Below are 21,710 nucleotides of genomic sequence, written 5' to 3'. Positions count from 1 at the left end.
TCTCGTAGCGGTTTTCAGTCTTCACTCCGACCGCCCAGCCCCGGGAGCGCCGCCAGCGGGTTCCCGACTCCGAGCAGAACACAGGCCAGCAGGCCGAGGTAGGTCACCAGTCCCCACGCCAGCGCCCCCAGGAGCCACGGGGCGGCCCACAGCGCCAGCACGCCGAGACCGGCCACCGCACCGACGCCAGCGAGCGCCACCGCTGGCCGCGCCCACAGTCCGAGCAGTCGCCCGGGGTAGCGGAGGAAGGCCGCCTCGATGGCGAGCGCACCGCCGACGCCGACGACGACGGCCCGCGGATCGAGAAAGAGCCCGCCGTCGCCGATCAGGGTACCGACGACGAGCAGCGCCGTCAGCGCGCCGCCGGCGAGCGGACCGTCGCGCCGGAGCGTAGCGGGTTCGGGCGACGGCGCGTCGGTCACTGGTCGGCCATCGGCGTCGAACACCGCAGACAGAGCGTGTGGCCGGCGACCCAGTTCACGTCCGTCGCGTCACAGGCCGGACAGCGGTAGTTCGCGTTGCCGTACTCGGTGGTGCCCCGGGGCGCGGCCAGGTGGCCGTCGGCGACGACGCGCTCGACGAGTTCCGGGAACCGCTGGCGCTTGTACCGCGCCCGGTGGGCGAGGAACTGCCCCGGGTTCGAGGGGTCCGGGCCGTGGAGGTCCTCCCAGGCGATGGCGATCTCGCCGTCGGCCACGCTCCGGGCCGCCTGCTGGAGCGGCGCGGCGGCGGCCTCGAACAGCGGCGTCGTCCCCCAGCGCTGGGGGCTCTCGACCGTCTCGCCCGCCGCCTCGTAGGTCTCGGCGGCCTCGCCGTAGGCCGTGGCGGCGTCGTCCAGCCCGCCCGCGACCCGGCAGTCCGCCACGAACTCGTCGAGACAGGCGCGCTGGACGGGGTGATCGAGCGCCCGGTCGAGATCGCGGGCGACCGCGACCCCCTCGACGCCGCGGTGGGTGGCCCGCTCGGGCCGGCCCGCGACGCGATAGGCGAGCGCGCCGACGACGAACGACGCGAGCCCCTTCCCGACCCAGCCGTTCTCGTCGGCCGCGAACGGGTCCTGTCCCTCCCGTGGGTTCGCCAGGCGCGCCCACGCCGCTCGCGTGAACGCGTCGCCAGCCCGTTCGTACTCCCGCTCGGCGAGCGCGGCGACGGCCCGTTCCCGGTGGTCGTCGGCAGTCGACATACCCTATCCAGGGGCCGGGTCGACACAAACGTTGTGTGCGGCATCGCGGTCCCAGTCTTCAAGTCGGAACTCGCCGAAGGCCAGCCATGGCAACCGCGGCGCTGACGGAACCGCACGTCCTCGCGGGCGCGAAGGCGCGCCTGTTCCCCGAGGACGGCACCGACGCCTACGCCGTCGTCGACACCCAGTTCGCACAGGACCGCTGGATCGACGACCGCCGCATCGACCCCGACGTGCAGGACCTGCTCGCCCCGTTCAACCACGTTCAGGTGGGGTCGGGGTATCCCGATCTGGTTGGTGTCCCCGCGCTCGAAAACGACCTCCTGGCCGTCGACCGCGTGGGCGATCACCCGCCACTGCTGGCCGTCGAGGCCAAGGGCCGGACGGCGACGGGAACCGCCGACGTGGAGCGGGGCATCGTCCAGGCCTACGACCGACTGGACGAGGCCAACGTCGCCATGGTCGCCGCGCCGGCGGGGTCGATCCCGCAGTCGGCGCGGACGCTGGCACGGGAGGTGAACGTCGGGATTCTGGCCGTCGCGGAAGACGGCACGGTCTCGCCCGAGATCCGACCCCGCGTCGTGGGCGCGCGGCCGACCGGCGAGGCCGACGCCATCCGCTTCCAGGCCAGCGCCCAGGGGGTCGCCGACCGGAACTTCGGGCTGAACCACCCGAAGAACTACCTCGCCTACCCGCTGGCGCTGGTCCACGAGGGAGACACCGAGACGGTGCTGGCCGAGCGGGTCGTCGGCGCGACCGACGCGGCCCGGGTCGGCGCGGCCTTCCTCGACCTGATCGAGGACCGCCCCGACGGCCCGCGGCTGACGCCGCTGGGCGAGGAAGCCGTCCGCTTCGGCCTCCGGGAGTACGGGAGCGTCGACGCGGCGCTCGACCAGTTCCGCGAGTGGAAACGCTCGCGAAAGCGGTTCTGCGACCTCGCGCCGCGCTGGGGCCAGCTCACCCGCCGCGTGGTGTACCAGTACCCCGCGACGCAACTGCTGGTCGACCGGCTCCAGCGGCTGGCCGACGACGGCCAGCCCGAGCCGTCACTGGTCGAACTGGTCGAGTACTGTCACGAGACCCACCCGACGTTCACCGTCGAGTTGTTCCTCCGGGGGACCGACGACGTGCGCCAGCGGGTCCTCACGGCCGAGGGTGACCTCCGGCCCGAGGCACTCACCGACGGCGGGGTGTACCACTCGCCGACGGTGTTCCAGCTGAAGACGATGCTGTACCACGCCGGGCTCGTGACCGAAACCGGTGTGGAACCGTCGAACCTCGACCCCGAGGGCGAGACGTGGGCGCTCCGGGACCCCCTCTCGCGGTTCCGGTAGCGGTCGGGCAACTAATGTGGCTCCGAATCGATTCGACCGTATGTGCAGTTCCTACTCGGGCGACCTCGACCCGGCCGTCTTCGAGGAGATGGTGGAGGCGGTCGGCGTCGGCGTCGCGATCTACGACGCGGAGGGGGTGTTCCGGTACGTCAACGCCGCGTACGCGGACCTGCTGGAAACGACGCGTGAGGACCTCGTCGGCCGACCCGTCTGGGCGGTCGCGACCGAACTCGAAGCCGACCGGTTCGAGGACTACTGGGACTCCTTCTCGGAGGGCGAGACCCGGACCGCGGACACCGAACACGCGGTGGGCGAGCTGACGGTCCCGGTCTCGACGGTGACGACCCGCCGCCGGATCGACGGCACGCCGTACAACTTCGGGACGATCCGGGACCGCTCGGAACTTCGCGCCCGCGAGCGCGAACTCGAGGAGCGAAACGAGCGTCTGGACACCTTCGCCGGCATCGTCGCCCACGACCTCCGCAACCCGCTGAACGTCGCCCACTCCTACCTCGAACTCCTGCGCGCCGACGGCGACAGCGACGAACTGGAGATGATCGACAGCGCCCTCTCCCGGATGGAGATCCTCATCGAGGACCTCCTGACGCTGGCCCGGGAGGGCGACATGGTCGGCGAGGCCGAACCGGTCTCGCTCGACGCCGTCGCCTACGATGCCTGGTCGACCGTCGAGACCGGCGACGCGACCCTCACCGTCGCGACCGACCGCGAAATCGTCGCCGACCCCCGCCGACTCCGGCAACTCTTCGAGAACCTCTTTCGCAATTCGGTCGAACACGGCGACGGACCGCTCTCGATCCGGGTCGACACCACCGACGACGGCTTCGTCGTCGCCGACGACGGCCCCGGACTCCCCGACGGCGACCGTGACTGGCTGTTCGAGCCGGGCGAGTCCGGCGAGGAGGGCGGCTCCGGCATCGGACTGGCTATCGTCGCCGAGATCGCGAAGGCACACGGCTGGTCGGTCACGACGACCGACCGGGACGGGGACGAAACGGGCGCACGGTTCGCCTTCGCGGGCGTCGAGTTCGCCTGAGGTCACCGCGGGAGCGTGATCGCGACGGTCGTGCCGTCCTCGCGTTCTTCGAGCGTCAGGTCGCCGCTGTGTTTGTCGACGACCCAGCGCACGAGCCAGAGGCCCAGTCCCTGGGTGTGCTGGAGCTGGGTGATCTCCTGCTCGCCAGCCACGACGTTCCACTCGGATTCGGGAATCCCGGGGCCGTCGTCGCTGACACGGATGGTGACGGTGTCGGGCTCCGGCCCGTCCGCGAGTTCGACCCCGACTTCGGGTGTCTCCTCGCCGCTGTGCTCCACCGCGTCACCGGAACTCCCGGAGTTCCGGTTGCTCGTGGAGCCGTGCTTCACGGCGTTGTCCACGAGTTCCTCGATTCCGACCAGCAGGTGGTGGCTAAAGGCGACGGTGCCGTCGGTCGCGGTCGTGAGGTCGGCCTCGGGGTAGCCGCCGAGGACGTCCTCCCGGATCTGTGCGCTGGCCTCCTCGACGGGGACCGAGGCCACTTCGTCGCCGTCCATCCGGAGGACGCGCTGGATCGTCCGGGCGGTGTCGGAGGCCTCGACCAGCGACGAACTCGCCTCGAAGATCCGCCGGGCGAACTCGTCGACCTGATCGTCGGTGTCGGTCTGCAGGAGCGTCTCGGCGTACCCCTGGATGACGGTGGTCTCGTTGCGGAGGTTGTGCCGGAGCAGGCGGTGGAGGACCTGCAGGTGGGTCTCGCGCTGGGCCAGGTCGGTCACGTCGGTCAGGACGACGAAGGCCCGTTCGCCGTCGGCACTCTCGTAGGGCACCGTCTTCAGGATGTACTGCTTGCGCTCGGTGCCGGTCTGGGTCGTCACCTCGCGCTCGACGCTCGCACCCGGCGTCGTGACGGGGGCCATGGCCTCGGCGATGCCCTCGGGCAGCGCCGTCCGCACGTCCGCCAGCGGGCGGTCGGTGAGGTAGCGCTCGGTCTCGTCACAGAGCGCGGCGAAGGCGGCGTTGGCCCGGCTGACGACCGCGCCGTCGTCGCCGTACTCCACGTCCGCGACCGGATCGGACAGCGTCTCGAACAGTTCGGTGAACCGCTGGCGGTTGCGCGAGGCGGCCTGCTGGGCCGAGCGCAACGCCGAGAGGTCCCTGACCGTGCCGACGACGCCGTCCCCGTAGGCACTGGAGAACCGGGCCGTCCGGATCCGGCTGGGGAGGCGGTCACCGTCCCGGCTCCGGAGGTCGGTCTCCACGTCGCTCGGTCGGTCCAGGTCGCCGACCTCGGCGGCGATCTCCTCGGGGACGAACTCCGCGATATCGTGGCCGGTCAGCGTCTCGCGGTCGTAGCCGACCGCGGCCGCGAACTGGTCGGTGGCGAGCGTGATCGTCCCGTCCGCATCGAGCGTGAACAGCTTGTCCTCGGCGGCCTCGACGACGGCCTCGTAGCGCTGGAGTTCCTCCTCCCGGGTGACCATCTCGAAGGCCGCGGCGGCGGTCTCGGCGAGCAGTTCCACCAGCCGGAGTTCGTCGTCGGTGAACCCCGCGTCGTCGCAGGAGCCGAAGCTGAGCGTGCGCCCCTCGCCCAGCGGACAGTAGCCGCCGATCTCGATCCCGCCGCGGTCGTCGTCCGCCCGGTCCCCGAGGTCCTCCCGGACGACCAGTCGGTCCTCGGTGTAGGCGGTCCCGACCGGCCCCTCGTCGGGACGGTAAGCGGGTCGCTCGCCCATCACGTCCGCCAGCCCGTCGGAGGTGGCCACCGGGACCAGCTGGTCGGTCTCGGCGTCGTGTTCGCGGACGGCGGCGAGATCGAACTCGAAGACCTCACGGATGGTTTCGACGACCAGCTGGGCCACCTCGTCGGTCGTGGTCGCGGCCATCATGTCCTGCGTGCTCTCGAGGATGCCGCTGAGGATGTCCTGCCGGCGGCGCTGGCGGCTGATGTCCCGGAGGGTGCCGACGGTCCCGGTGAACTCGCCGTCCTCGGAGAGGGGGCGGAGGGTCATCCGGTCGGTCGCCGGGATGCGCTCGCCGTCGCTGGTGACCAGTTCCACGTCGAGTTTGGCGATGGGCATTCCATCGTGGTCAGCCTGTTTCCGGAGCAGGTCCCGGAGGGCGTCCTCGGCCTCCGCGACGGTCTCGTCGTCCTTGATGATGTGGACCGACGAGCCCAGCAGTTCCTCGCGGTCGTAGCCCGTCATCTCACAGAGCGCGTCGTTGACGAAGGTGAACCGGCCCGCCGGATCGAGGATGTAGACGGCGTCGCCGACCGTCTCCACGAGGTGTTCGTAGCGTGCCTGCTGGGTCTCGCGCTCCTTGCGTTCGGTCACTTCCCGCCCGTACAGCGACAGCCCCTCCGCCGACGGGTAGGCGGTCACCTCGAACCACTGGTCGGTCGCCGCCGTCTGGAACTCCGTCGTGACGGTCGCGCCCTCGTCCATCGCCCGTTCCAGGGCCGGACGGAGCCGCTCGGCCACGTCAGGTGAGAGGTGCTCCCAGAGGGGGTCGCCGCGAACGTCGCCGTCCACGTCCCGCAGGACCGACGCCATCGCGTTGTTCAGATAGGTGATCCGGAACCCGTCGTCCAGCGCCAGCACGCCGTCGCTGATCCGCTGGAGCGCCTGTTCGGGCACCGCTGGCTCCCCCGTCGCCGCCGACGTGCGCTCGTCGAGCCGATGGTGGAGTTTCGCCTCCAGCATCTCCCAGCCGTCCGCGGGCTCCCAGTTGAACACGGCCGTCGCGCCGCGTTCGATGCCGGCCGTCACCACGTCCGCCGTCGTCGTGACCCAGATGGCGGGCTGGTCTGCCAACCCGTCCTGCTCCGGAACCGTCTCGGTGAACACCAGCGTCAACTGCCCGTCCACCGGTTCGGGGGACTGGCCGTCGAGTGGCTCGAACTGCTCGACCGACAGCGACGACAACGACCGGAGTCCGCGCCGCAACGCCTCGGCCGCCACCGGATAGCGCTCGTCGTAGTAGACGACCGCGTCCGGGAGTATTTCGCGTGATACCGACTCCGGCACCGTCATTACCGAATACAATGGCCGGACGTACATCAGCGTTCGCCGCCGTTACCACAATTGATACCGAATTCTCGGGGCTCCGGCTGGACGCCGCCACTGGCCGCCGACTGATCGCGGAAGGTAGCTTTTTGTATTCGCCGGATAATCCTGGAGTATGACCGACAGCGCCACACGGGAGCAACCGGACACCGACGCTCTCACGGACGCGGGCGAGCGGACGCTCCACGTCGGCCGAGACCGACCGATCCGCATCAGTACGGGCCATCGCATCCGGCATCACGACGGAAAGTGTTCGCGACCACACGGCCACAACTACGAGGTCAGCGTCGCCGTGACCGGCGAGTTGACCGATGAAGGGTGGGTCGTCGACAAGGGTGATATTACCCAGGTGATCGACGAGTGGGATCACCGCTTCCTCGTCGAACGGGGTGATCCGCTGGTCGAGGCGTTCGAGGCCAGCGGCGACGGCGACGCCCTGGTCGTCCTCGATCACCCGCCGACGGCCGAGGTGATGAGCGTCGTCCTCGAACGCCGACTCGACGACCGCCTCCCCGAGACGGTCTCGGACGTGGCCGTCGAGGTGGCCGAGACCGGCGAACTCTGTGCGAGTTACTGATGCCGGTCGACGCCGATCCCGAGGACCTGGCCCGCGACGGCGAGTCCGACGCGCCCGCCGAGGACGCCCTCCCGATCAACGAACTGTTCCACTCGTTGCAGGGCGAGGGCCGTCTCGCGGGCGTCCCCTCGGTGTTCGTCCGCACCAGCGGCTGTAACCTCCGGTGCTGGTTCTGTGACTCCTATCACACCTCCTGGGAGCCGTCCCACGCCTGGCTCGACCTGGACGAGATCGTCGCCGAGGTCGAGACCTACGGGGCCGAGCACGTCGTCCTGACGGGCGGTGAACCCCTGCTCCACGACGAGTCGGTGTCCCTGCTCGACCGCCTCGACGCGGCGGGCTATCACACCACCGTCGAGACCAACGGGACGATCTACCGGGACGCTCCCATCGACCTCGCCAGCGTCAGCCCGAAACTGGCCAGCAGTACCCCCTCGGCCGAGCTGGTCGAAGACGGGTCACCGCGCCCCGACGGCGAACCGGTCGACGCCGCGGCCGCCGAGCGCCACGAGGCCGACCGCCTCGACCTGGACGTACTGGCCCGGCTCGTCGAGACCTACGACACCCAGTTGAAGTTCGTCGTCACTGGCCCCGACGATATGCCCGAGATCGACCGACTCGTCGAGCGCGTCCGCGACGCCGCCAGCGCCACCGTCGCCGACACCGACGTGCTGTTGATGCCCGAGGGGACGACCCGCGAGACACTCGACGGGACGCGCGAGACCGTCGCCGAGCTGGCGCTGGATCGGGGGTATCGCTACACCCCACGGCTCCACGTCGACCTCTGGAACGACGCGCCCGGAACCTGACTCGAACCGACCGACTCATCGACCCATGACCGAAGACACGCCAGCCGACGACTCGACCGCCGACGCATCGACCGACGACAGCGACCGCCGCGCCGTGATCCTCGTCTCGGGCGGCATGGACAGCGCGACCGCCGTCTACGAGGCCATCGACCGCGGCTACGACCCCTACCTCCTGCACACCTCCTACGGCCAGGAGACCGAGGCCAAAGAGCGCGAGTGCGCCGAGGCGCTGGCCGCCGAGATCGACGCTCCGGACTTCCTCCACGTCGAGACGGGCCACCTCGCGGCCATCGGCGCGTCCAGTCTGACCGACGACGGGATCGCGGTCGCCGACGCCGACCCCGACAGCGACGAGATTCCGACCTCCTACGTCCCGTTCCGGAACGCGAACCTGCTCTCGATGGCCGTCTCCTACGCCGAAGCCAACGACTGCGAGGCCGTGTTCATCGGTGCCCACAGCGAGGACTTCTCGGGCTACCCCGACTGCCGACCCGCCTTCTTCGACGCCTTTCAGGCCCTGATCGACGCCGGCACGAAACCCGACACCGAGATCGACCTCGTCGCGCCGTTCGTCGAGTGGTCCAAGACGGACATCGCCGAGCGCGGCCTGGACCTGGGCGTCCCCTACGACCTGACCTGGAGCTGTTACCGCGACGACGCGCCGGCCTGTGGCACCTGCGACGCCTGTGCCTTCCGGCTGGAAGCGTTCCAGAACTGCGGCGTCCGGGACCCCATCGACTACGCCGAGCGACCCGACTACGCCTGATCGCCGCCGTCGAGACGGCTGGCCGCCGGGTCGTCGGCGGGGACCCAGCCGTCGCGGGCGAGCGCCCGCTCGACGAGCCGGTCGCGCTCGTCCCGGGTCCGCACCGGCGGGAACGGTGGGTGCGTGTACACCCGGAACGCCGCCGACCGCTCCATCGACTCCGAGAGCGTCGTCCGGAGCCAGACGTGGTAGTTGGACTCGCCCGTGAGGGTGTCCACGTCCACGCCGAGTTGACTGTTGTAGGTCTCGGCCTGCCGGCGCGAGCCCGGGTTGAACGAGACCACCGTGTCGCAGTTCGAGACCATCCCCTCGACGACCGACGCCGGGAGCTGGCCGGGATACTGGGTGCAGAAGGTCAGCGAGAGACGGTAACTCCGGCTCTCGCTAAGCATCGCGGTGATCGTCTCGTCGGCCAGCGCCACGTTGTCGAACTCGTCACAGAACAGGTAGAACGGGTCCCGATCCCGGCGGTCCCGTTCGGCGCGGGCCCGGATCGCGCTCCAGATCCGGCGCAGGACCGCCATCGAGAGCTTCCGTTTCAGCGCCTTGGGCTCGCCGCCCATCCGCACGAGCAGGATCTCCCCGTCGGCGACCGCGCGGGGCACGCTGATCCCGGATTCCCGGGCGGCGACCAGCCGGCGGGTGATCGGGTTCTCGATCCAGGGCACCAGCGCCTCCCGCACCGCCGTCCGCGTCGCCTCGGGGACCTCGCCGAACCGCTCCGTGTAGTCGGGATCGAGGTCGACGCCGGCGGCCGCCACGCGCTCGGCGAACCGCTCCCGGGCCGCCGGATCGACGAGCAACTCCGCGAAATCGACCAGCGTCAGGTCCGGTTCGTCGGGCCGCGCCCGGTTGTGCGCGTTCACCGCGGTGACGGTCTCGCTGACCAGTCGGTCGAGGCGCGGGCCCCAGGCGTCGTCCACGCCCAGGAGCGCCACCAGGTCCTCGACGAGCGCCGCCAGGGCCGTCTCGTAGGCCGGGTCGGCCGGGTCGAGGTCGAGTTCGAGGAAGTTGAAGCCGCTGACCGCGCCGCGGCTGCTCCCGGGCTCGAGCCAGCGCAGTTCGTCCAGGCGGCGCTCGGGCAGGATCTCGACCAGGCGCTCGCTGTCGTCGCCTTTCGGGTCGACGAAACAGCCGCCGGCGCCGGCCTCGACGAGCTGTTTGAACTCGTTGGTCAACAGCGTCGACTTCCCGTAGCCGGTGACGCCGAAGATCGCGCGGTGGCGAAACAGGTGGTCCTTCTCGATGCTGGCGTCCCGGCCCGCCCGGGTCCCGGTGCCGACGAACAGCGGCGCGTCCGGGTTCTCCCGCGGCACCTGCTCGATCTGCCGGCGGGCGCGGGGCCCGGCGAACACCGATTCGGTCGCCCCGGCGAGGCTCCCGTCCGCGGCGTCGTCCGACCGGTACCCCAGCGACCGGACCGGCTGGCCGTGTTCGCGCTCGACCGCGGTCTCGACGAACTCGTAGGGGAACGGCTCGGCGTCGGCGAGTCGTTCGTCGAGGTCGTCGAGTTGGCCCGCCAGCCGCCGGAGGTCGCGGTCGCTGACCCCCTCGCGTAGCGCGGTCGCGTCGAAGGCGTCTTCGAACTCGGCCAGCGTCGTCGCGAGTTCGCTCGCGCTCGGGTCCGCGTCCGGCGGGACGTGGCGCAGGGCGACGCTATCGACGGTGAGCCGGTCGCCCACGACCAGCACCGACAGCACCGCCCGGGCGACCGGTTCGCGGTCGGCGGCCGCCAGCTGTCGCTCGTCGAGGGCCCGCGCGACGGCGTCGAGGCCCTCCCGTATCTTCTCGACGGTCGCTTCGCGTTCGGACCGATCGGTCGCGTCGCTCATCGCTCGCGCTCCCCGGACCGGTCCTCATCGGTCCCCGGTTCCTCTGTGCTGGCTCCGTCGCTCGCCCGGTTCGGCCCGCTGTCGGCGTCCAGCGGCACGTTCACGTCGGCGTCGGCGGCCGAGACCGGCTGGAACCGGTCGTCCGACTCCTCGGCCGTGCCGGCCGTGGCCACGTCTTCCATCTGGGTCGCCGCCGGCGGGACGCCCGGGCCGGCGTCCATGTTGGCCCAGTCGACCGCGGGCGCGTTGATCGCGTCGGTCGGGAGGTGACAGAGCCCGGCCAGCTCCGGGGCCGTCACGAGGAACTTCGTCGGGTTCAACCGCGTGAGCCGATCCGTCGCCGAGAACTCGTGCTCCCGGCCGGCCACGTCTTCGAGGAGGTCGGGGACGTTCGCCGGTGGGATCGGCGTGGCGACGACGCCCTGCTCGGTGGCCGGGTGGGTGTAGGCCTCGTAGTCGGTCGCGATCCGGCGGACGCGCTGGCTGGCGGTCTCGGGATCGCTCGCGACGGCGACGACGCGCATCGTCACGTAGTAGCCCCGCGCGCCGGCCTGCTCGCCGATCAGGCGGCCGACCGCCTGTTCGCGCGGGGTCGGCTCGACCGTCCGAACGCCCCCGCTGAGGCTCTGTTCCTGGTGGGGTTCCCGGTGTTCGTAGGCGGTCACGCTCACGTCGTGGCCCCAGGGACCGCCCCGCGACCAGGCGTCACGGGCCGGCTCGAACACCGTCTGGACGAGGACGCGGCAGTCGTCGCCGGTCCCGCCGCCCCTGTCGGTGCCGGCGGCGTCTGCCACGATGTCGGCGTACGGATCGGTCAGTTCCTCCCCGTCGACGGCGGCGGTCAGCGGCGACTGGAGGGGATACCAGAACTCCCTCGCCAGGCCGAAGGTCGCGCCGGCGGCGTACTCGCCGGCCTCGATTGCCGGGACCGCGCGGTCGATCTCCGCGACGGTGACGCCGTCGTACGACGAGCGCACCTGGCGGTCGAACCGGTCGGCGGCGTCCGCGGTCGGGGCCGCCCAGTTGAACGTGATCCGGTCGCCGTCGCTGTATATCTCGTGGGCGTGGTGGTCGCTCTCGTTGACGAATCCCAGCCGGACTTCCACGTCGTGGATCGTCTGGAGCAGTGAGACGGCGGCGTCGATCCCGCCGCTGTCTCTCGGCGGGCGCGTCCGTACCACGACCCCGCCGTAGTTCCGGTAGACGGCCGCCGCGTCCTCGATTGCCGATACGTCGCTCTCTGTCAACTCGTAGCTCTCGTAGGGCTGTTGGCCGACGCCGAGCCAGCCGAACAGCCACTCGATGCCGTTGCTGATCCCCATCCTGCGATCCCCCGCCACCCCCCGTGTGGTGACTTGCCAGAGTACAGGTGGCTGTGTCTGTTCAATCTTTCGACGGTGGAGACGTGCCGTCCGACCCACCGGTGGCAACCGCGCAGGCAAGCGGTAACTACAACGCCTGTTTGTCAATCGAGGAGATTTATGAGACCGTCTGTGGATAGTTCGGGTGATGCCGTCGACCCTCCGCCCCGCACTGCGTGCCCTCCCCCTGTCCGTGGTCGATCTCGCCGTCGCCGCCGCGGTCTACGAGTTCGTCAGCCCCGCTATCGGCGTCCTGCTCGGCGTCGTCGGCGCGCTCGTCCTCGGCGTCGTCCTCGTCCGGCTCTACCACGTGGCCTCACAGCGCGTCCCCGCGCGGCACTGACCTAGCCCGTACCGGCCGTCACGTTCCCGCCCGGGCCGGTCTGTGAGACGACGTATCGCCGCCCGGCCATCGGCTCCAGCAGCGCGTCAACCGGCGCTCTGTCGTCGGTGAGGACCGGCACGTCGCCGGTCTCGACCTCGGCCCGGTAGTCGGCCAACTCCGTCGAGAGTCCGATGCCGATGTCCCGGCGCTCGTCGCGCGCTTCGAGCTGGGCCTGGCTGACCCGCTCGTCGGACTTCGTCGCGACCACCTCGATGTTCTGGACGACCGACCCGCCACTCGTCGGGAAGCTGTACACCTGCGGGTACACCCGGTTCATGGTCTTGTACTCCGCCCGGTAGAACTGCGAGGCCGGCCCCGTCGGCGCGGAGATCAGGTTCGCCAGCAGGATGCCGTCCTCGTCCAGCCGCTCCGCGGTCAACTGCATGAACTCCCGCGTGGTGAGCTGGAAGGGCACCTTGTCCTTCTTGTACGCATCGAGGACGATCAGGTCGTAGGTCCGGTCCGTGGTCCGGAGGAACTCCCGGCCCTCGGCGTTGTAGACGTTCAGCCGCGGCCCTTCCTCGACGCCGAAGTACTCCGTCGCGACGCGGATCACCTCCGGGTCGATCTCGACCACGTCGACGGTGACGTTGTAGTCGTTCACGAACCGCTTGGGGCCGGTGAACCCGCCCCCGCCGATAAAGAGGACGCGGTCGATGTCGCCCGACTGGTGGGGGGCCTCGGTACTCTCGTTGCGCCAGTCGGCCAGCAGGAAGGGGACGTGGAAGTAGCGGGTGTACTCGAAGACGTGGCGGTTCGGATACTCCAGGTCCATCGCGCTGTGGGGCTGGCCGTCCAGATACAGTGTCCGCGTGTCGCCCAGGTCCGCGACGACGAGTTCCTGATACGGCGTCTGGGTCTGGTAGACCGTCTCCCCGCGGACGGAGTAGCCCGCCGAGGGCACGGCGACCGAGCCGACGAGCAACACGCCCACGAACAGCGTCGCCAGCACCGTCCGCCGCGGGAACGACGGCGCGAGGATCACGAGCGACGTGCCCACGAGCAGGAGGCCGAAGACGAGCCCGATCAAAGACACCGACAGCGTGGGAATCAACAGGAAGGTCGCGCCGAACGCGCCGACGATGCTCCCGATGGTCCCGACCGCGTAGACGTGGCCCGAGGCCGCGCCCGTACTCTCCTTCCGGGAGAGTTCCGCGCCGTAGGGACTGATGAAGCCCAGCAGGTACGTCGGCGGGCCGAACAGGATCGTCACCGCGGGCAGGGAGGCAAAGCGCGGCGGGAGCGGGAACCCGGAGAGTCCGGCCAGCAACAGGTCGCCCGCCAGGATGAGGACGGCGACGAACGCCCCAGTCGCGAGCAACACCCGGACCAGTCGCTCCTCGGTGGCGCGCTGGCTGGCCCGTTTGCCGCCCTGGTAGTACCCCAGCGACAGCGCCGCGAGGAAGACGCCGATGATCGACCCCCAGGTGTAGATGCTGCTCCCGAACTGGGGGGCGACCATCCGGCCCGCCAGAATCTCCAGGCCCATGCTGACGACGCCGGAGACGAACACCGCCAGTTCCGGACTGGACACTCCGCCCGAGAACCGCCGGGACAGCGCACTCATTCTCCGTTGCTATGGGTGGGAGCGTCTAAAGTGGCGTGGCGGGCCGGGTCGTTCGCCGGGAACGTCTTGGGTCGTCGTTTTGGGCTGTCGTAGTACCGCTCGCAAGCTGATCGATTTTAGCACCGCCAGAAACGAAGTCCCGTTCCGTGAACCGCCTCGGGGTCAAGTGGTTCGAGACGCGGAGCGTCTCGTCATCACGGAAGACTTCGTCTTCCGTACGACCCCGAGGCTTCCTGTGGTTTAATCGGACACTCCCACGATACCATCGGTCTGATAACCTCGAACGGCGTCGTGGGTCACGGTCGGGGCGTCCACGGCCCCCGATGCCCGCCGTCGCACCTTCCGCACTTGGGGAAGGCTGTTGAGAGCAGGCACATTCCAGTCCTGATGCTTCTCGATGCCTTTCACGGCAATATTGACGCTTGCACCACGGTCGCTGTGGTCTTGATGCCCGCACGACCGACACTTGAACCGCTTCTTGTTCCGATTCGCACGCTCGGCGTGCCCGCACAGCGAACACCGTTGACTCGTCTTGTACGGGTCAATCCAGCCAGTCGGAATCCCCTTGAACGACGCCTTGTACGACGTATAGAACTGAAGGGCGCGGAACGGGAGGTGGTGCAAGCGTCGGTTCATCCGTGTACCGTAGTCGATACTGTCGCGCATCTCTTTGAGGTCTTCAAAGACGATGCACGGCGTCTTGAACTGACGGCTCCACTCCACGATGTGTCGTGACACTTTGTGGAGTCGGTCGCGGACGAACCGTTCCTCACGTCCTTCCAACGTGTCGTGCATACTCTGCTTCCCTGCGTTTTGCACGCGCTTCCGCATCGTGAAGTAGCGATGACGCTCGAACTTGATTTCGGGGAAGTCGATAACCAACGAGTCCTCAATGCCATCCTCGGAGAGAGCGGTGAGAGCCACGTTGTCTTCGTTCACGTCCACGCCGACGACCGTTCGTGAGTCCTGCTTGTCTCGAACGGTCTGCTTGGTGTTGGTGACATTGACGTGCAATTCGGGATTGTCGTTGTGGAACAGGGCTTCCGCCGTCCCAATCTTCCACTCGTCGCTTTCGAGTGCGGTTTTGAGAACGTCGAGGTGGGCGTTGTCGCCTTCGAGAACGCCCTTGACGTGCTTGTACGGCTTCGCGCTGATTCGGAACGCAACGTCGCCGTTGTCGGTGAGCGACAGGTTGTACCCCTCCTCGTAGTTCGCACGAAGCGGGTACGTTCCGCCCTTGGTGTGGCTCGGTTGGCCGAAGTCGTCGTATTCGTAGTAGTTCTCCATCGCACCGAGTGCCTTCGCAACGACACGCTGAGTAGTGTTCTTCACGAGGTCAGCGTCGTCGGCTACCCTGTCGGGAATGGCGTCCCAGTCCACGCCTTCTTTGGCGAGTCGGATGGTTTCGTTGTACGCCCACCGTGCTTCACGTGTGGCGTCGTACAGCAGGCCCTCGTTATCACTCTGGATGTCGAGTTGGAAGTCGAGCGTCTTGACGAGAGCCTGTGCGTCGATCATTCGCTCCAGTACGAGTGTAGTAGTGCGATTATCTTGAATGTCAGCCATCCACAGTGAAAGTGGAACACTCACCTGAGCTTACGGCCTTCACCCTCGGGGTCAAGCCCCGAGGCACTCGGCCTGCTCCGCCTGTAGACGTGCGAAATCACCGGCATCCACACTGGTGGCGTTACATCTATGATGTATCGTAACGTAGTGGTTCGTAACGATGAAAACGGTCACAACGCGCATCCCGGAAGACGACGAAGAGCTACTCGCCGAACTCGAAGGGGAAATGAGCGCTGATCGCTCGGAGGTGCTTCGGCGACTGATCCGACAGGGACTCGACGACTGGCGAACCGAGCGGGCTCTCGACCAACTCAGCGATCACGCGATCACAGTTCGGAAAGCGGCCGAACTCGCGGATGTCTCCTACGTCGAGATGCTGACGCTGGCCGCCGAGGAGGGCATCGATGTCGGCTACACGACCGACGACCTCGAACGCGACCTCGACCGCATCTGATGGTCGTCGTCGATTCCTCCGCGCTGATTCCACTCGCGTGGGTCGGCCGCCTCGACCTCGTCTCGACCGCCTTCGACGAAGTCCGAACGACCGAGGAGGTTCGTGACGAAGTGCTCACCGAGGGCAAGCGCGGCACCGCGGCACTCGACGAGTTTCTGGCAGACGTGGCCGTTCACGAGACACCAGCCCGAGCCGAGGAGGTTGCATCGCTGGAAGGGGTTGCGGTGGCCGATGCGTCCGTGATTCTGCTGGCGGAGACCAACGAGGAACTCCTGCTCGCCAACGACAAAGGGCTGATCGAAGTTGCACGGACTCACGGGATCGAGTGCTGGTGGGTGACGACACTGTTACTCGGGTGTACGAAAAACGGGGATTTAACGGCCGAGGAAGCGACCAATCTCCTGTACGACCTCGTGGACGAGGGGATGAACCTCCACCCGCGTGTGTACACACAGGTCGAAAAGAAACTCCGCGAACTCGGCACGTAACTGCACCGTAACTCATCGAAGTCCGGTGTCTCGCTCACTCCCTCGGCGGTCCGCCCTCCGCCAGCACCCGCCGGTACACCAGGTAGCGGTGGACGCCGTAGACGCAGGTCACGAGTCCGGTGGCGGTGATCACCTGCGCGTAGTATCCGCCGCCGCGGAACGCGAGCAGGTACGCGCCCAGCGCGAGCGCGAACAGGCCGATCCGGAACACCGCGACCAGCCCGAGATAGCCGCTCTCGACGGCGGCGACGACCTCGCGGTCGCGGCTGTAGGCGCGATCCGAACCGGTGTCCGGGCGGGCTCTGCGACCGATCTCCTCGGGGACTGGCTCCGAGTAGGCGGGGAAGGGGTCGACGTACTCGGGGAACGGCGGGTCGGGTTCGTCCGGCCAGGTCTCACCGAACATACACTCGTGTAGGGCGGCCGTGGGTATAGGTGTCACCCAGCCGACGCCGGCGTCCGGAGCAGGCCCCGGGCCAGCAGGCCGGCGCTGACGAGGAGACAGGCCGCCAGCCCGGCGAAGGCGACGGTGTAGTCGGCCGCGGCCGCGACCGAGCCCACGTAGACCGGGCCGAGCGCGCCGACGCCGAGAAAGAGGGCGCGGGCGGCCCCGAGGTCGCCGCCGGTGTTGTCGTCGGGCGCGGCGTCCAGCAACACGGCGTCGGCCACGGGAAAGAGCGCCTTGTAGCCCAGCGCGAACAGCGCGATAGCGCCGATCACGACCCACAGCCGCGACGCCACGACGACGCCGGCGAGCGCGGCGACGGCGAGCGCGAGGCCGGCGACCCCGACCGCCCGGCGTGGCACCCGGTCCGAGACCAGTCCGGCGAGCGGTTTCGCCCAGACGCCGACGAGGAAGACGACGGCGAACAGCGCCGCCGCCAGCGACTCGCTCATCCCCTTCCCCTGTGCGAGGTAGGTCGGCAGGAAGTTGACCCACGCGCCGACGACGAAGAAAAACAGGGCGAAGGCGATCAGCGCCTCCCGCTGGGCGGTCGTCGTCGAGAGCCGCCGGACCGTCTCCCGGAGCCCCAGGTCCATCCGCCCGAGGTCGTAGGGGTCGCGGTTCCAGCGGACGTAGATGACCCCGAGGACGAACAGCGCCACGGCCACCGGGAGGAAGGGCGCGCGCCACGAGAGTCCCGGCACCGTGGGCACGTACCCGCCGACCGGCCCGAGATCGGCGGCCGCGCTCCCGGTGACGATCAGGGCCGCCACCGAGGCCAGCACGCCGCCCGCGTCGGTGCCGGCGGCGTACAGGCCGAGCGCCTGGCCGCGGCGCTCGACGAACAGATCCGACAGCAGGGCCCGCGAGGGAACCGCGTAGAGTCCTTTCCCGATCCCGAGCAGGAGCGCGCCGCCGACGAACAGCAGGGGCGAGACGGCACCCGCGAACAGCAGGAAGGCGGCGGTCAGTGCCGCGAGGCCGGGGACGATCAGCGCCGCCCGGGAGAACCGGTCGGAGAGGCGACCGCTAGGGTACTGGACGACTGCGTAGACTGCCTGGAACCCCCCGAGGACGATCCCGGCGGTCACGGTGGTGATGCCCAGGTCGTCGATGATCGCCGGCAGGAGCGGCGAGAGCAGGAAGCGGCCGAGCTGGAGCACCGCCCACGCGAGGGCGAGGCTGCCGAGCATTCGGCCGCCGTAGCCGGCCACGAGGGACTCGGGACGGGTCGTCACGACTGGATCGACACGCCGGGAAAACTTGGGTGACTCGTTCTACAGTCGGTCGGCGATGATGTTCTTCTGGATCTCGCTGGTGCCCTCGTAGATCTTGGTGATCCGGGCGTCGCGGTAGTAGCGCTCGACGGGGTGGTCGGTGACGTAGCCCGCGCCGCCGTGGACCTGGATGGCCTCGTCGGCCACGTCGACGGCGTGTTCGGAGGCAAAGAGCTTCGCCATGCTGGCGAACTTCGCGGCGGTCTGGTCGCGGCCGGCCTCGACCGTCGAGGCGGCGCGGTAGGTCAGCGAGCGGGCGGCCTCGACGTTGGTCGCCATCTCGGCGAGCTTGTGCTGGATGGCCTGGAACTCGTCGATGGTCTGGCCGAACTGCTCGCGCTCGCTGGCGTACTCGATGGCGGCGTCGAGGGCCCCCTCGGCGGCCCCGACGGCCTGGGCGGCGACGCTGGTGCGGCCGGAGGCGAAGAAGTCCATCAGCTGGTAGAAGCCCTTGTCGACCTCGCCGATGACGTTGTCCTCGGGGACGCGCACGTCGTCGAGGACGACCTCCGCCAGGTCCGAGGCGCGGATACCGAGCTTGTTGTCGATCTTCTCGGTCTGGACGCCCTCGGTGTCCATCGGGACGAGGAAGGCGGTGATGCCGCCGTGGCCCTCGCCGGGTGTGGTCTTGGTCATGCAGACGCCCACGTCGGCGACGGTGCCGTTCGTGATCCACATCTTGTTGCCGTTGATGATCCACTCGTCGCCGTCTTTCTCGGCGTGGGTCTCGATGCCCGCCACGTTCGAACCGTGGGCGGGCTCGGAGATCATCGAACAGGACGCCGAATCACCGTTGGCGATTGGCGGCAGGTACTCCTCTTTCATCCACTCGTCGCCGTACTCGACGATCATGTCCGTCCCGAAGCCGGCGGAGCCGACGGCGCTCCCGATGCCCGGGTCGGCCCGCCACAGTTCCTCCGTGACGATGATCGAGGAGAGCAGGTCCATCCCCGCGCCGCCGTACTCCATGGGGATGTTCGGCGCGACGAAGTCGGCCTCCGCGGCCTTCCGGCGAATCTCCTCCGGATACTCCTTGTTCTGGTCGTGTTCCTTGGCGACGGGCTCGATCTCCTCCTCGCCGAAGTCCCGAACGGCCTTCCTGATCGCGCGGTGTTCGTCCGATAGCTGGAACGACATACTCCATCTTAATGGCTGTCCTGTAAAATATATTCCGGGAACAGATTACGGTGTTAAGCACTCACTCGGAAACAAACCTGTATGTAAATAAACTCCTTATCAGGGCGACGGGATTTCCGGGTAGGACTGGCGCTGGCCGGTCGAGTTGCGGGCCAGGACCCGGACTGTGGCCCCGCGGCGGCCGTCGCGCCGTTCGGTGCGCTCGTCGTAGTGGAGCACCGTGAGATCCAGACAGGCCCGCAGGAGTTCGTTGGCGGCGAAGCGGTACCGGTCCGTGCTGGGCCCTCGCTCCACCGCGTCCGTGGTCCGGAGGTGGTGCTGGACGAACAGGTAGCCGCCGGGTTCCAGCGCGGCCGTGATGTCGGCGAGGCGGTCGAGCGCCCGGTAGAAACTGATCGTGATCACCGCGTACCGCGATTCGGGGAACGCGTGGCTCGGCACGTCCGTCTGGACGAGTTCGAGGCGGTCGGCGACGCCGCGCTCGCGGGCGTTCTCGCGGGTGATCTCCAGCCCCGCCCGGGACTGGTCGAGCGCGTCGACGCGGTACCCTTCGCCCGCGAGGAAGACGGCGTTGCGGCCGGTGCCGGTCGCCACGTCCAGCGCGCGGCCCCCGGGGAAGGCGTCGACGGCGCGTTCGAGCAACGGATCGGGGTCGGGGTCCTGCGGGTACTCGCCTGCGCGGAACCGCTCGTCCCAGCTTGGCATAGCGGAAGCGAGGATCGCCGGGGCCTAATAGTCCAGTGCGAACGCCACCAGGTCGGCCATGCCGAACTCCCCGTCGGAGTAGTGATCGGGCAGGTCCGGCTCCCACGCTGGCTGGACGGTCATGAACGAACCGGGGTCGGAGGCGATCAGGCCGATCAGCACTTCGGCGACGATCCGACTGCCGACGGTGCCCAGTCGGGTGCCGCCGGTCTGCTCGCGGGCCTCGCCGAGGACGTAGTACCACAGCGGGGCCTCCGTGTTCGCTGGCTGGCCGTGGCGGGCCAGCGCCTCGTCGAACCCGATGTCGTCGTTGTCGAGGGGGTCGACCCCCATCGCGCGGGCGACCGCCTGGCCGGAGGGCAGGCCGAGTCGTCGTCCCCGGACGAGGTTCCGGGAGGCCAGCGACCGCTCGAACGGCGGTCGGGTCTCGTCGACGAACGGCAGGTCCAGCAGGTCCGGGGGCAGTTTCGGGTCGATCCCGCGTGCGGGCTGGGGATCGCTGTCGATGTCGAAGAGATTGTGCCAGTCGACGACCTTCTCCGGGGGGACGGGCTGGAACCCGCGCCCGAGCGTCTTCTCGCCACTCCCGGGTCTGGCGAACAGGGTCCCCTCGCCGAACTCGTCGTTGATCTCGTACTTCTCGCGGGCCTGGCTGTGGCCGAAGCGGTAGGCCGCGCCCGCGAACTCCACGGGGATGTAGGCCTCGTCGTCGAGGGCCACCTCGTAGTACTGCCGGCCGTCCTCCAGCACGTCCTCGACGATGTGTGGCTGGCAGACGGTGGGGAGGTAGTCGTGGAGGACGACCCACTGGAAGTGCCAGCGGGCGAGCTTCTGGGCCTCGTGGAACCCCGCGTCGTCGTCGAGCCAGTCGACGATCCGGTTGTGGAACTTCAGCATGACGTGCTGGAGTTGCGAGACGATGAGGTTCTCGTCGTTGCGCATGTCGGCGATGATCGCCGTGTCGTCGCGGGTCCGTGGCACGTCGTCGGGCTCGCCGTCGGCGTTCAGCCCCAGCAGGAGTTTCTCGCCGTCGCCGGTGTGGGGCCCCTGGCCGAACGGCGACTGGTAGAGAAAGCGGTCGACCTCCGGGCCCGACCCGTAGACGTTGTCCAGGTCGAGCCGCGGCGTCCGGTAGTTGCGCAGGGCGTCGGGGTCGTTCTGGCGCGCGAGACTCGACAGCGGGTCGAGCGTGATGTCGTGGTCGATGAACTGCCCGAGGAAGACGAAGCCCGCGGGCACGGACTCGGCCTCCTCGACCGGCTGGTCGCCCTCGTCGAGGTATCCGCCCGGGAGGCCGAGTTCCTTCAGGAACTCCACGTCGTGATCGGCGGCCGCGAGGTGGGGGAACATCCGCCCGAACCGGCCCTGCCCGGGATGGGCCGGGTCCCGCGGGACGTTCGACATGCCGCGGTGTTCGACCATGCCGTGGTGGGGCATCGAGGTCGTCCCGCTCCCGCTCCCGACCGAGACCGTCACCGGGTCGACCGTCGTCTCCGACCCCGACGCGAGCGTCACCGCCTGCTCGTGGAGGGTCTCCCCGCCGCGACGGAACCGGAGATAGATCTCCGGGTCGCCCTCGCTCGCGCCGCCCGCGTCGTCGAGGTCGACCGTCACCGCGTACTCGCCGTCGCCGTCCGTCCTGTCGGTCCCGAGGAAGTCGTCGACGCTCGGATCCGCGTCGACGACCTGCACTTCGACCCCGCCGACCGGCCCGTCCGGCGGCGAAACGACCTGCCCCTGAATCGTGTGTTGCGATCCCATA

General features: G+C 69.0%; 20 protein-coding genes. 8 read left to right on the top strand and 12 right to left on the bottom strand.

All coding sequences use genetic code 11. The features are described from left to right. Positions 1-14: 14 nt before the first annotated feature. Both ACOZ4N_RS14300 and ACOZ4N_RS14295 read right to left on the bottom strand, forming a co-directional pair. Positions 15-422, bottom strand: coding sequence for a hypothetical protein (locus ACOZ4N_RS14300; protein WP_424017041.1), 408 nt, complete (start codon positions 420-422; stop codon positions 15-17). Next, positions 419-1,183: a hypothetical protein gene (locus ACOZ4N_RS14295; RefSeq protein WP_424017040.1), complete on the bottom strand. Its 765-nt coding sequence runs from the start codon at positions 1,181-1,183 to the stop codon at positions 419-421. The genes ACOZ4N_RS14300 and ACOZ4N_RS14295 overlap by 4 nt, the downstream gene beginning before the upstream one ends. 86 nt (positions 1,184-1,269) lie before the next feature. Here ACOZ4N_RS14295 and ACOZ4N_RS14290 point away from each other — a divergent pair, with 86 nt between their 5' ends. Further along, complete coding sequence (locus tag ACOZ4N_RS14290; protein ID WP_424017039.1) at positions 1,270-2,517, top strand: hypothetical protein; 1,248 nt, start codon at positions 1,270-1,272, stop codon at positions 2,515-2,517. A gap of 40 nt (positions 2,518-2,557) precedes the next feature. Further along, positions 2,558-3,571: a sensor histidine kinase gene (locus ACOZ4N_RS14285; protein WP_424017038.1), complete on the top strand. Its 1,014-nt coding sequence runs from the start codon at positions 2,558-2,560 to the stop codon at positions 3,569-3,571. Between the two features lie 2 nt (positions 3,572-3,573). Here ACOZ4N_RS14285 and ACOZ4N_RS14280 read toward each other — a convergent pair whose 3' ends face one another. After that, positions 3,574-6,546 (bottom strand): PAS domain-containing protein, encoded by a 2,973-nt coding sequence (locus ACOZ4N_RS14280; protein WP_424017037.1) that lies wholly within the window; start codon positions 6,544-6,546, stop codon positions 3,574-3,576. Between the two features lie 148 nt (positions 6,547-6,694). Between ACOZ4N_RS14280 and ACOZ4N_RS14275 the strand changes: the two genes are divergently transcribed. From ACOZ4N_RS14275 to queC, 3 genes are read left to right on the top strand one after another with little or no spacing between them, the layout of a single operon-like run. Continuing rightward, on the top strand, positions 6,695-7,156 hold the full coding sequence (locus ACOZ4N_RS14275; protein WP_424017036.1) for a 6-pyruvoyl trahydropterin synthase family protein: 462 nt from the start codon (positions 6,695-6,697) through the stop codon (positions 7,154-7,156). Further along, positions 7,156-7,965: a 7-carboxy-7-deazaguanine synthase QueE gene (locus ACOZ4N_RS14270; protein WP_424017035.1), complete on the top strand. Its 810-nt coding sequence runs from the start codon at positions 7,156-7,158 to the stop codon at positions 7,963-7,965. The genes ACOZ4N_RS14275 and ACOZ4N_RS14270 overlap by 1 nt, the downstream gene beginning before the upstream one ends. 25 nt (positions 7,966-7,990) lie before the next feature. Next, positions 7,991-8,731, top strand: a complete 741-nt coding sequence (queC, locus tag ACOZ4N_RS14265) for a 7-cyano-7-deazaguanine synthase QueC (protein WP_424017034.1) — start codon at positions 7,991-7,993, stop codon at positions 8,729-8,731. On the opposite strand, the gene ACOZ4N_RS14260 is transcribed toward queC, so the two are convergent. Further along, positions 8,722-10,563, bottom strand: coding sequence for a TraM recognition domain-containing protein (locus ACOZ4N_RS14260; RefSeq protein WP_424017033.1), 1,842 nt, complete (start codon positions 10,561-10,563; stop codon positions 8,722-8,724). The two genes, queC and ACOZ4N_RS14260, sit on opposite strands and share 10 nt — an antisense overlap. Continuing rightward, positions 10,560-11,885: a hypothetical protein gene (locus ACOZ4N_RS14255; protein WP_424017032.1), complete on the bottom strand. Its 1,326-nt coding sequence runs from the start codon at positions 11,883-11,885 to the stop codon at positions 10,560-10,562. Before ACOZ4N_RS14255 ends, ACOZ4N_RS14260 begins: the two co-directional genes overlap by 4 nt. Positions 11,886-12,072: 187 nt before the next feature. Between ACOZ4N_RS14255 and ACOZ4N_RS14250 the strand changes: the two genes are divergently transcribed. Then, entirely contained in the window at positions 12,073-12,267 is a 195-nt protein-coding gene (locus ACOZ4N_RS14250; protein WP_424017031.1) for a hypothetical protein, read from the top strand. 1 nt (position 12,268) lies between these two features. Here the strand turns inward: ACOZ4N_RS14250 and ACOZ4N_RS14245 are convergent, their stop codons facing one another. Both ACOZ4N_RS14245 and ACOZ4N_RS14240 read right to left on the bottom strand, forming a co-directional pair. Next, a complete protein-coding gene (locus ACOZ4N_RS14245; protein WP_424017030.1) occupies positions 12,269-13,876 on the bottom strand; it encodes a spermidine synthase in 1,608 nt (535 codons plus the stop codon). Positions 13,877-14,116: 240 nt separating this feature from the next. After that, positions 14,117-15,394 (bottom strand): RNA-guided endonuclease InsQ/TnpB family protein, encoded by a 1,278-nt coding sequence (locus ACOZ4N_RS14240; protein WP_424017029.1) that lies wholly within the window; start codon positions 15,392-15,394, stop codon positions 14,117-14,119. 208 nt (positions 15,395-15,602) lie between these two features. Between ACOZ4N_RS14240 and ACOZ4N_RS14235 the strand changes: the two genes are divergently transcribed. Further along, a complete protein-coding gene (locus ACOZ4N_RS14235) occupies positions 15,603-15,896 on the top strand; it encodes a UPF0175 family protein (RefSeq protein WP_424017028.1) in 294 nt (97 codons plus the stop codon). Beyond that, positions 15,896-16,384: a hypothetical protein gene (locus tag ACOZ4N_RS14230; RefSeq protein ID WP_424017027.1), complete on the top strand. Its 489-nt coding sequence runs from the start codon at positions 15,896-15,898 to the stop codon at positions 16,382-16,384. The genes ACOZ4N_RS14235 and ACOZ4N_RS14230 overlap by 1 nt, the downstream gene beginning before the upstream one ends. A gap of 34 nt (positions 16,385-16,418) precedes the next feature. Here the strand turns inward: ACOZ4N_RS14230 and ACOZ4N_RS14225 are convergent, their stop codons facing one another. From ACOZ4N_RS14225 to ACOZ4N_RS14205, 5 genes are all read right to left on the bottom strand, one after another. Next, complete coding sequence (locus ACOZ4N_RS14225) at positions 16,419-16,790, bottom strand: DUF7322 domain-containing protein (protein WP_424017026.1); 372 nt, start codon at positions 16,788-16,790, stop codon at positions 16,419-16,421. Between the two features lie 32 nt (positions 16,791-16,822). Further along, positions 16,823-18,022, bottom strand: a complete 1,200-nt coding sequence (locus tag ACOZ4N_RS14220) for an MFS transporter (RefSeq protein ID WP_424019959.1) — start codon at positions 18,020-18,022, stop codon at positions 16,823-16,825. 84 nt (positions 18,023-18,106) lie between these two features. Then, the gene (locus ACOZ4N_RS14215) at positions 18,107-19,243 is read right to left on the bottom strand and encodes an acyl-CoA dehydrogenase family protein (protein ID WP_424017025.1); all 1,137 of its coding nucleotides are present in this window, start codon (positions 19,241-19,243) and stop codon (positions 18,107-18,109) included. Between the two features lie 99 nt (positions 19,244-19,342). Next, positions 19,343-19,948, bottom strand: coding sequence for a class I SAM-dependent methyltransferase (locus ACOZ4N_RS14210; RefSeq protein WP_424017024.1), 606 nt, complete (start codon positions 19,946-19,948; stop codon positions 19,343-19,345). A gap of 24 nt (positions 19,949-19,972) precedes the next feature. Continuing rightward, on the bottom strand, positions 19,973-21,709 hold the full coding sequence (locus ACOZ4N_RS14205) for a peroxidase family protein (protein ID WP_424017023.1): 1,737 nt from the start codon (positions 21,707-21,709) through the stop codon (positions 19,973-19,975). Position 21,710: the final 1 nt, after the last annotated feature.

The sequence above is a fragment of the Halorientalis pallida genome (assembly GCF_049605515.1).
GTDB lineage: Archaea > Halobacteriota > Halobacteria > Halobacteriales > Haloarculaceae > Halorientalis > Halorientalis pallida_A.
This window is presented reverse-complemented; position numbering and strand designations above follow the sequence as displayed.